Origin of the sequence: Brevundimonas sp. UBA5713 (assembly GCF_002419815.1) — a bacterium.
Lineage (GTDB): Bacteria > Pseudomonadota > Alphaproteobacteria > Caulobacterales > Caulobacteraceae > Brevundimonas.
Genome location: NZ_DIGV01000057.1, coordinates 1 through 8,578, shown reverse-complemented (window position 1 = coordinate 8,578; position 8,578 = coordinate 1). Strand labels below are relative to the sequence as shown.

Genomic DNA, 8,578 nt, shown 5'->3' with positions numbered 1-8,578 from the left:
CCACGGCCCCTTGGGGCGGCCCGCCTCATAAACGCTGTCGCGGCGTTTCAGCATGAAGCCTTCGGCCAGCCGCGCATCGCCTTCCGGCGGGCTGGCACGAAGCTCGGCCAGCTTTTCCCAGCTTTCGATATCGACCAGCGGCGAGATGTCGATGCGCGACGAAGGCACGGCGGCGATGAAGGCTTCCAGCCGTTTGCGCCTCTCATCAAAGGGAAGCGCGCGGATGTCCTCCTCACCGTCGGCCAACAAGTCATAGGCCCGGATGCCCGCAGGAAACGCCGCCATGCGTTTGGCATCGACGCTCTTGCGGTTCAGCCTTTGTTGCAGGTCTGAAAAGCTGCCCATCACCCCGTCGCGGGTGACGATCAGCTCGCCATCAAGAACACCCTCGAAATCCATCGCCTCGATCACATCGGGGAAGGCGTGGCCGATATCCTCGCCCGTGCGGGAATAGAGGCGTTTGACGCCGCCCTCGCTGACGGCCTGAATGCGGATACCGTCCCATTTCCATTCGGCCACGAAGTCGGCGGGGTTCAGACGCGGCATCTCGGTCGCCTCGTCGATCGGGTGGGCCAGCATGACGGGGCGGAAACGGCCATGGGTCTCGACATCTGGCCGCTCGGCCTTGCCATCCAGCCATGCCAGCAGGTCGAGGTAGGGCGGCTCCAGCCCGTGCCAGACCTCCTGAATGTCGCTCACGTCCACGCCGCCATAGTCCGCCGCCGCCTGCCATGCCAGTCGCGCCGAGACGCCCACGCGCAAACTGCCCGTCACCAGTTTTAACAGCGCCCAGCGCCCCTCGGCATCCAGCGCATCCAGCCAGTTTTCGAGCAGGTCCGGCACCTCGCCGCGCTTGGCGGTGTTCAGGGCCTCGATCACCTCCGACACATCCGGCTCGCGGTTGGCCCCGTGCCGCGTGGGCCAGATCAGGGCCACCGTTTCGGCGAGATCGCCCACATAGTCATAGGACAGGCGGAACAGCTCGGCATCGACGCGTCCCTCCACCACCTTGCGGATGGTGTTGGACTTGGCCTCCTTGAACGAGAGGCCGCCTGTCAGCGCCGCCAGCGCCCAGCCGCGATCAGGATCGGGCACCGTCCGCAGATGGTCGGCAATCAGCCGCAGCTTGGCGTTACGCGATGCCGTCAGCGCCAGACGGTCCAGCAGTTCGGCAAAGGCCTTCATGCCGTGGCCTCTTCGACAGGCTCGTCGTCCTCGTCCTCATACCCAACCAGATGCAGCGCCCGCGCCGTCATGCCGTTGATCTGCGCCCACCGCGACAGGGCATCGTCGCGCCCGTGGGTGATCCACACCTCGGTGGGGGAAAGCTCGGTCAGGGTGTCGGTCAGCTCGTCCCAGTCAGCGTGGTCGGACAGGATGATGGGTAGCTCCACCCCCCTTTGCCGCGCCCGCGCCCGCACGCTCATCCAGCCACTGGCAAAGGCCGCGACCGGATCGGGAAAGCGGCGGCTCCAGCGGTCGGCGATGGCCGACGGCGGGGCGATGATGATCTTGCCCGCAAAGTCGGCCTTTAACCCCGCCACCGTCTGCCACGGGCCGAGATCGACGCCGAAGGCCTCATACAGCCGGTTCAGTTTTTCCAGCGCGCCATGCACATAGATGGTCTCGTCATAGCCCGCCTCGCGCAGCAGTTTCATTACCCGCTGCGCCTTACCCAAGGCGTATGCCCCGACCAGATGCGCCCGCTCCGGAAACTGTTGCAGCGAGTGCAGCAGCTTGCCGATTTCCTGCATGTCCGGCGGGTGGCGAAAGACCGGCAGCCCAAAGGTCGCTTCTGTGATGAACACATCGCTTTTGACGGGTTCGAACCCCGCACAGGTCGGGTCGCGGCGGCGTTTGTAATCCCCAGAGGCTGTAATGGTAATGCCGTCCTGATGGATGGCCGCCTGCGCCGAGCCCAGCACATGGCCGGCCGGATGCAGCGAGACATCCACGCCATTCACCTTCACCCGCTCGCCGTACTCGAGACTCTGGGTGCTGCCCGCAAAATCGGCCCCGTAACGCGTGGCCATGATGGCCAGCGTCTCGGGCGTGGCCAGCACATGGCCGTGGCCCCAGCGCGCGTGGTCGGCGTGTCCGTGGGTGATGACGGCTCGCTCTACAGGGCGCGGCGGGTCGATGTAGAACTGCCCCTCCGGACACCACAGCCCTTGGGGCGTCGGGTGCAGAACAGCGGCAAAGCGGCGGGCGTCCGGACCGTGAGAGCTGTCTGTCATGTCAAGCTAACGCAGGTATGAGGCGACAGGTTGCGCGCATGAAAAAGGCGGTCGCGCCCCTCGCGCAACCGCCTTTGGGTCTGGCTGTCCCCAAGACCGGCCAGACAGGTGTTGGATCAGTTCCCGTGGGTGCAGACGCCGCCCAGAACCGCGTGGGGAACACGGTCGCAATATTCGCCCCACCAGACGTCGGTCGCGCCGATGGCGTGGGCAAAAACCTGCCAGCGGCCGCGCTCCTTTTTCCAGATGGCCTGAATGCCCAGACCATCAAACGGGAAGCCGGGGTTCTGTTGATACAGCGGCGTCTTGCGCGGATCGATGGTGCGACCGTCGCGCCACTGCGGGTCCAGATTGCCGAACGCCCATTCGCCGTTGGAGCGCAGTTCCGACACCAGAAAGATCGCCTCCCCGCCCAGTTCGCCCCGCACCTGACTGCGCAGGGCATTCATCAGGTCGACCCGCTCGGGCGAGCCGGCAGGCGGGGTGTAGATGGTGGCCTGACGCGGCTTTTCGGACATGCGCTCACCGGACAAAAGCTGGGGCTGTTGGGTCAGTCGCTGGGGCGCGCCAACATCGGCCATGGCCTGGACTTCGGGGGTGGCGGGAACCCCCGAAGTCTCGCCCGCAGCCTCGACCGAGCCTGCGGGGGCATCAAGTGACGGGCGCGCCTGATCACAGGATGCCAGCCCGAGAACGGCACAACAGACCAGTACACGCTTCATCACTTAACCCTTGGCAGCCTTCTCGGCTTCGTAATGCTTCACCAGCATGACACATTGGCGAACGCCGGTCGTTTCATCAACCGTAGGTTGGCTCTTGGCATTGAACTGCGGAGCCAAGTCCATGATGGCGCGGGCCTGTTCGATGCTCAGGGCGTTCAGCGGCGGCTTGGTCAGCAGCTCGGTGCGGCTCAGATAGTCGATCTCGCCCAGTTGCTCGGCCAGTTCGGCGTCAAAGATGTGCGGGTTGGCCTTGGCCGTGCGGATGGCTTCCACACAGCTGAGACGGGCCTGTGCCAGCTCTTCGGGCGACAAGGAGGCGACAAAGGCTGCCGCTTCGGGGGGCAAGACCGAGGCTGGATCGCTGGCCGGAGCCTCTGCCGGAATCGGGGCCACTTCGGCCTCGGCGGCGGCTGGGGCCTCCTCGGCCTTGGAACAGGCGGCCAAGGTGACGGCTGCGCCCATGGCGATCAGGATGGAGAATGCAGCCTTCATTATTCAGCCGCCTTCTGACGTGCGCTTTCCACGGTCACGATGGCCAGACACTCTTCGGTCTGGGCCACATATTCCGGCGTCACGTCCTCGACGCGTTGCGGCAGGGTGATGATGGCACGCTGGGCGGTGTTGATGGCGGTGTGGTCGCCGCCCAGTTCACGCACGGCACGGGTCAGTTTGATGAAGTCCATACGCTCGGTCTCGGCGACCTTGGCGGTGAGTTCCGGCGTGAAGCTGCCTTCGCGGGCGCGCTTGGCGGCGGACATGGCTTCGTTGCACGACACCTGACGCAGCGCATATTCCAGCGGGGTCATGGAGGCGGCCACACGGGCGGCGACCTGTTCCGGCGTCTCGACAGCCGGAGCTTGCGGCGCTTCCGGTGCCGCATCAGCAGCCGGAGCTTCCGATTGGCCGCAAGCGGCGAGGGTGGTGGCAGCAGCGATCGCGGCCACAGCGGCCAGTGCAGATGTGAACTTCATGGGATTCAGCCCTCCTGAATAAGCACGTGGGCCGCTTTGGCCCGTGGCGCAGATCATAGGAGGAGCCGGCTTCGGGCCTAGCGCCATGAATATGGGGGCTAGAGCGTCAGCTGGCCTTTCTGCACGGCGGCGAACACCGCCTCACCGCGAGAATTAACCTCCAGTTTCCGGTAGATGGCCTTCACGTGATCGCCCACGGTTAGCGGCGATATGCCCAGTTCGCGCGCAGCAGACTTATAGCTGTGGCCGCGTGAGAACAGGGTCAGCAGCTCGGTCTCGCGCGGGGTCAGGCGCTCGGCGGGCGGCGTGTTTACGGGTGCAGGAGCCGGCGTGGCCGGTTCGCGCAACCTCTCCAGCAGAAACACCGCTGCTGAGGCGCTGATGGGGGCCCCGCCATCCAGTGTGACGCGGATGCCCTCCAGCACGGACTCGGTGGTGGAGTCCTTCAACAGATAGCCGTCCGCTCCTGCGCCCAGCGCGGACACGACCGTCTCGCGGTCGCCAAAGGCGGTGATGACCAAAGACTTGATCCCCTTGGCCTTGATTCCGGGGATGTGGTCCAGCCCGCTGCCGTCCGGCAGGCCGAGATCGGTCAGGATCAGGTCGGGCTGGGTGTCCAGCAAGTCGGGCAGCTCGGCCAGACAGGTTGCCGTGCCGCACAGCATCAGATCTTCGGCCTGACCCAGAATGTATTCGAAATGCTCGCGTACCGGAACGCTGTCTTCGAGCACGCCGATGCGGCGCACGGGGGAGGTGTCGGTCATGGGTGAATACTCAGGCCGCTTGGGGGAGGCCGGAACGCAGAGGCACGCGCAGGCGCACACAGGTGCCCGGTCGGGCGTCTTCCCATGCCAGTTCGCCGCCGATCGATTGCGCCCGCATGCTCATATTGCCAAGGCCGTGACCGCCCTGTCCGACCTGACGCGGGGCGTCGTTCTCTGTCAGGCCGTGGCCGTTGTCACGGATGGACAGGTCCAGCGTCCCGTCCAGATCCTTAACGGTGACGCTGATGCGGTCACCGCCCGAATGCTTCATGGCATTGGTCACCGCTTCCTGCATGACGCGGAAGATTTGCAGCACTTCATTGGGCGACAGGTCGGCGGGCGTATTCATATGAACATCCCAGTCGAAGCCAAAACCGGCCCCTTCCACGCGCGGGCGTACGCGGTTTTCAAACACGCACAGCATGGTCTCCAGCGAGGTGCCGGGCGCATCGACGGAATCGATCATCAGACGGATTTCATCCATGGCCGCCTGTAGCCCCTCGGCCATGCGCTCGTTATCGGCAGCGCCCCGACGCACCTCCAGCAGCAGGCCGACCAGCTGGCCTCCCACGCCGTCGTGCATGTCCTGCATCAGGCGTCGACGCTCTTCGTTACGGGCCTGCAGCTCGGTCAACTGGCGCTCGCGCTGGTGGGCTTCTTCCAGCTCGGCTTCGCGCTTCTTCAGATTGGATTCCAGCAGGCTGTTCAGGCTCAGCGCCGATTGAAACAGGTGGAAATTACGCTGGATGAAGGCGATCAGCATGGCCAGCAACAGCAAGGGGGCCGACTCGATCAGATAGGCACCGGACAGCAGGCCGAACTTGCCGCCGATGCCGTCCAGCGCCAGACAGACGGCGCAGACGCTCAAAATAGAGGCTTCAAGGACGCGCACTTCCTCGGCAACGGCGAAATGCCACAACAGACGCACCACCACCGCCACGCCTGCCGCAAAGCCGAACCAGCCCCATAAGGCTGTCATCAGATCATGGCCCGAGGGTTGCGGCATGACATACATGGCGTAGACGGCCACGGCCGTGAAGGCAGCCCAGACGGCCATCATCACCGGCTGCACCCACGGCAGCGGTCGGCGCGTCCACGCATCGATGAAACACACCAGACTGCTGTTCACCAGCGCCGTCACGGCAAAGAAGAAGATCAGTCGCCCCACGCCCGACAGCGGCAGCGACAGATAGAGGCCATAGGCCGCATAGGCCGTCCACGCCCAGCACAGCACCGTCAGCCAGAAGGCAAAGCGCTTTTCCTGCGAGCGGAAAATCATGATCAGGCCGAACAGGCCCAGCGTCAGGGTCAGCATGCCGCCCAGCATGCGGTAATCCACCGTCTGCCACAGACGCAACGCTGTCAGTTCCTGCACCTGCCGATGCGGCCCCATCAGCGGCTCGATCAGGTCGGTATAGGGGTGGCCCTCACGCACGGTGATGATGGACAGCTCGTTCTCGCCCGCCTTCAGCAACCCTTGTGGAACATGCAGCACATAGGGGCGCTGGCCGTGGAAGGTCTGTCGGCCCATGTCCATCCGACCGCGCTGGTGGATGATGGAGCCATTGATGCGGTAGATGAAGTTGTCCACCTGCTGGAAGGCGACCAGACCCAACCCCTCGACAGGCGGCTCGGGCACCTCAAAGGTCATCTTCAGCGACAGATAGGACGGGTCGCAGCAATCCACATAGGGCAGGTTGACCTTGCGGTGCGTGGCCGCATCCGCTGCCGACGGTGTGGGGCGGGTCAGTTCGGCCAGCTGTGCATTGGCAAAGGGAATGCGGTCGATCTTGTCGAACGACGGCTTGGGTCCCCACGGCATGTAGAAAAGGCCCCAGAACAGGGCCTGCGCCAGCAGGATGGATGCAATCAGGCGTACCAGAGAGCGGGTGCGCGAGGATGGGGGCGTCAGGGGCGAACCCTCCGTTGGCTGAACGCCGTCCGCAGGTCTGCGGACATGACTTTCATCATGCGCCATTCACTATCCCCAAGAAGCAACACTCTGAGTGATTTTAGGGCGTAAATGAGGCCGACCGCAACGCTTTAGTGCGCCATACCCCATATCCATGGTGCTGTAGATCACTGAGTCTCAAGGGTATCCAGAGTTCAGGCAACGCACGGGCTGGACCGGCAAAGCCGCTCTGGAAGGCGCTGAATTGCGCTAATTTTGGGACTGTAAGATGAAAAAGACCCTGCTGCTGGCCGCTGCCAGCCTGCTGATCGGCGGCCCGGCCATGGCGCAATCGGCGCACCTGACCGCCAACTTCGGCGAAATCCATCTGAGTGCGGGCTTCACCCCCGACCCCTACCGCGTGCAAATGACCGCAGGCGGCAGTGTGAACGGTGCCAACCTGCCGGGTTCGTGCCTGGGCTACATCTCCGAGGCACCGGATTTTGAAGTCAGCTATGAGGCTGGCGGCCTGCCGCTGGTGTTCCGCACCCTCTCCAGCGTCGACACCACGCTGATCATCAACGGCCCTGATGGCCGCTGGTACTGCGACGATGACAGCTACGGCGATCTGGATGCCGAGGTCCGCATGAACCGTCCCCAGTGGGGTGTCTATGACATCTGGGTCGGCACTGTGAACGGCGGCACGGCCTCGGCCACCCTGCTGATCACCGAAACCCCGTAATCGCGGGCCATCAACCCAATCAGGAACGCCTCTGGCCTCGTCGGTCCGGGGCGTTCCGCATTCAGGAAGGGGGCTTCCCATGTCACAAGACAATGTGACGGTTACCACCAACACCTCGTGGTTCGCGCGCATCGGCAATGCCATCAAGGGCGTGCTGGTCGGCTTCGTGGCCGTGCTGATTTCCATCGTTCTGCTGTCGTGGAACGAGGGACGTTCGATCCAGTCGATCCGCTCCAATAACGAAGGGGCGCGCATCGTTGTGCCGGTCGGAGCAGACCGCATTGATCCGGCCAATGAAGGCAAGCTTGTGCATCTGACCGCACCGGCCGCTGCCAGCGGCGCGCGTACCGACAGCCAGCTGGGCGTCACGGCCGACGGCCTGCTGCTGGCCCGCAGCGTCGAATATTTCCAATGGGTGGAAAAGACCTCCACCGAGACCCGCACCAAGCTGGGCGGCGGTGAGGAAACCGTCACCACCTACAGCTACGCGACCGAATGGTCGTCCGCGCCGGTCGACTCCAGCAGCTTCAACCAGCCGCAGGGCCACCAGANNCCCCGCCGCTGCCGTAGAAGCCGCCGAGTTCGCCGCCGAGACCGCTACCTTGGGGGCCTTTACCATCGATCAGGCTGTGCTGAACCAGCTGTCGGCGGACACCCCGCTGACCATCAGCGCCGAACAGGCTGCGGGCATTTCGCGCGCCCTGTCCCGTCCGGCTACCGTGCAGGACAACAGCGTCTATGTCGGCAGCAATGCCGCTGCGCCGCAGGTGGGCGACATGAAGATCAGCTATCGCGTGGTGCCGCAGAACACGACCCTGAGCGTCATCGGTGCCCAGACCCAGAACACCTTGCGTCCATTCCCGACCAAGGCCGGTTCCAATCTGCTGATGGTGCGTAAGGGCACGGCCTCGGCTCAGGAAATGTTCCAGGCCGCCAAGGCTGCCAATCAGACCCTGACGTGGATCCTGCGCGGCGTCGGCATACTGGCCGCCATCATCGGCTTCTCCATGATCCTTGGCCCGCTGGGCGTGCTGGGAGACGTGGTGCCGTTCATCGGCTCGCTGGTCCGCATGGGCACCGGCCTGATCTCGGGCGTGCTGGGCATAGCGCTGAGCCTGATCGTCATCGCCGTGTCGTGGATCGTCTTCCGCCCGCTGGTCGGCATCATCCTGCTGGTGATCGCCGGTGCCATCCTCGGCGGCATCTTCTTCCTGCGTAAGAAGAAGGCCTCTAGGCTCAGGACTCATAGCC

General features: G+C 64.4%; 9 protein-coding genes and 1 pseudogene. 3 read left to right on the top strand and 7 right to left on the bottom strand.

Annotated features, from left to right (window positions below; all coding sequences use genetic code 11):
• From B3B04_RS13620 to B3B04_RS13590, 7 genes are all read right to left on the bottom strand, one after another.
• The coding region (locus tag B3B04_RS13620) for a cisplatin damage response ATP-dependent DNA ligase (RefSeq protein ID WP_292043662.1) at positions 1-1,185 on the bottom strand (1,185 nt) is incomplete at its 3' end.
• Positions 1,182-2,237 (bottom strand): ligase-associated DNA damage response exonuclease, encoded by a 1,056-nt coding sequence (locus tag B3B04_RS13615; RefSeq protein ID WP_292043661.1) that lies wholly within the window; start codon positions 2,235-2,237, stop codon positions 1,182-1,184. The genes B3B04_RS13615 and B3B04_RS13620, both read right to left, overlap by 4 nt.
• 116 nt (positions 2,238-2,353) lie before the next feature.
• Positions 2,354-2,959: a hypothetical protein gene (locus B3B04_RS13610; RefSeq protein WP_292043660.1), complete on the bottom strand. Its 606-nt coding sequence runs from the start codon at positions 2,957-2,959 to the stop codon at positions 2,354-2,356.
• A 3-nt stretch (positions 2,960-2,962) separates the two neighbouring features.
• On the bottom strand, positions 2,963-3,451 hold the full coding sequence (locus tag B3B04_RS13605) for a hypothetical protein (protein ID WP_292043658.1): 489 nt from the start codon (positions 3,449-3,451) through the stop codon (positions 2,963-2,965).
• Positions 3,451-3,930 carry a hypothetical protein gene (locus B3B04_RS13600; protein WP_292043657.1) on the bottom strand — a complete coding sequence of 160 codons (480 nt, stop codon included), beginning with the start codon at positions 3,928-3,930 and terminating at the stop codon, positions 3,451-3,453. Before B3B04_RS13600 ends, B3B04_RS13605 begins: the two co-directional genes overlap by 1 nt.
• Positions 3,931-4,028: 98 nt before the next feature.
• On the bottom strand, positions 4,029-4,694 hold the full coding sequence (locus B3B04_RS13595) for a response regulator (protein ID WP_292043655.1): 666 nt from the start codon (positions 4,692-4,694) through the stop codon (positions 4,029-4,031).
• Positions 4,695-4,704: 10 nt separating this feature from the next.
• On the bottom strand, positions 4,705-6,672 hold the full coding sequence (locus B3B04_RS13590) for a sensor histidine kinase (protein WP_292043653.1): 1,968 nt from the start codon (positions 6,670-6,672) through the stop codon (positions 4,705-4,707).
• Between the two features lie 202 nt (positions 6,673-6,874).
• On the opposite strand from B3B04_RS13590, the gene B3B04_RS13585 reads away from it, so the two are divergent.
• From B3B04_RS13585 to B3B04_RS13575, 3 genes and pseudogenes are all read left to right on the top strand, one after another.
• Positions 6,875-7,327, top strand: a complete 453-nt coding sequence (locus B3B04_RS13585; protein ID WP_292043651.1) for a peptidase S1 — start codon at positions 6,875-6,877, stop codon at positions 7,325-7,327.
• 79 nt (positions 7,328-7,406) lie between these two features.
• A pseudogene (locus B3B04_RS14660) lies at positions 7,407-7,853 on the top strand (TMEM43 family protein); the annotation flags it as partial.
• 76 nt (positions 7,854-7,929) lie between these two features.
• Positions 7,930-8,578, top strand: a 649-nt coding sequence (locus B3B04_RS13575; protein WP_292043648.1) for a TMEM43 family protein, incomplete at its 3' end; no start/stop codon positions are given.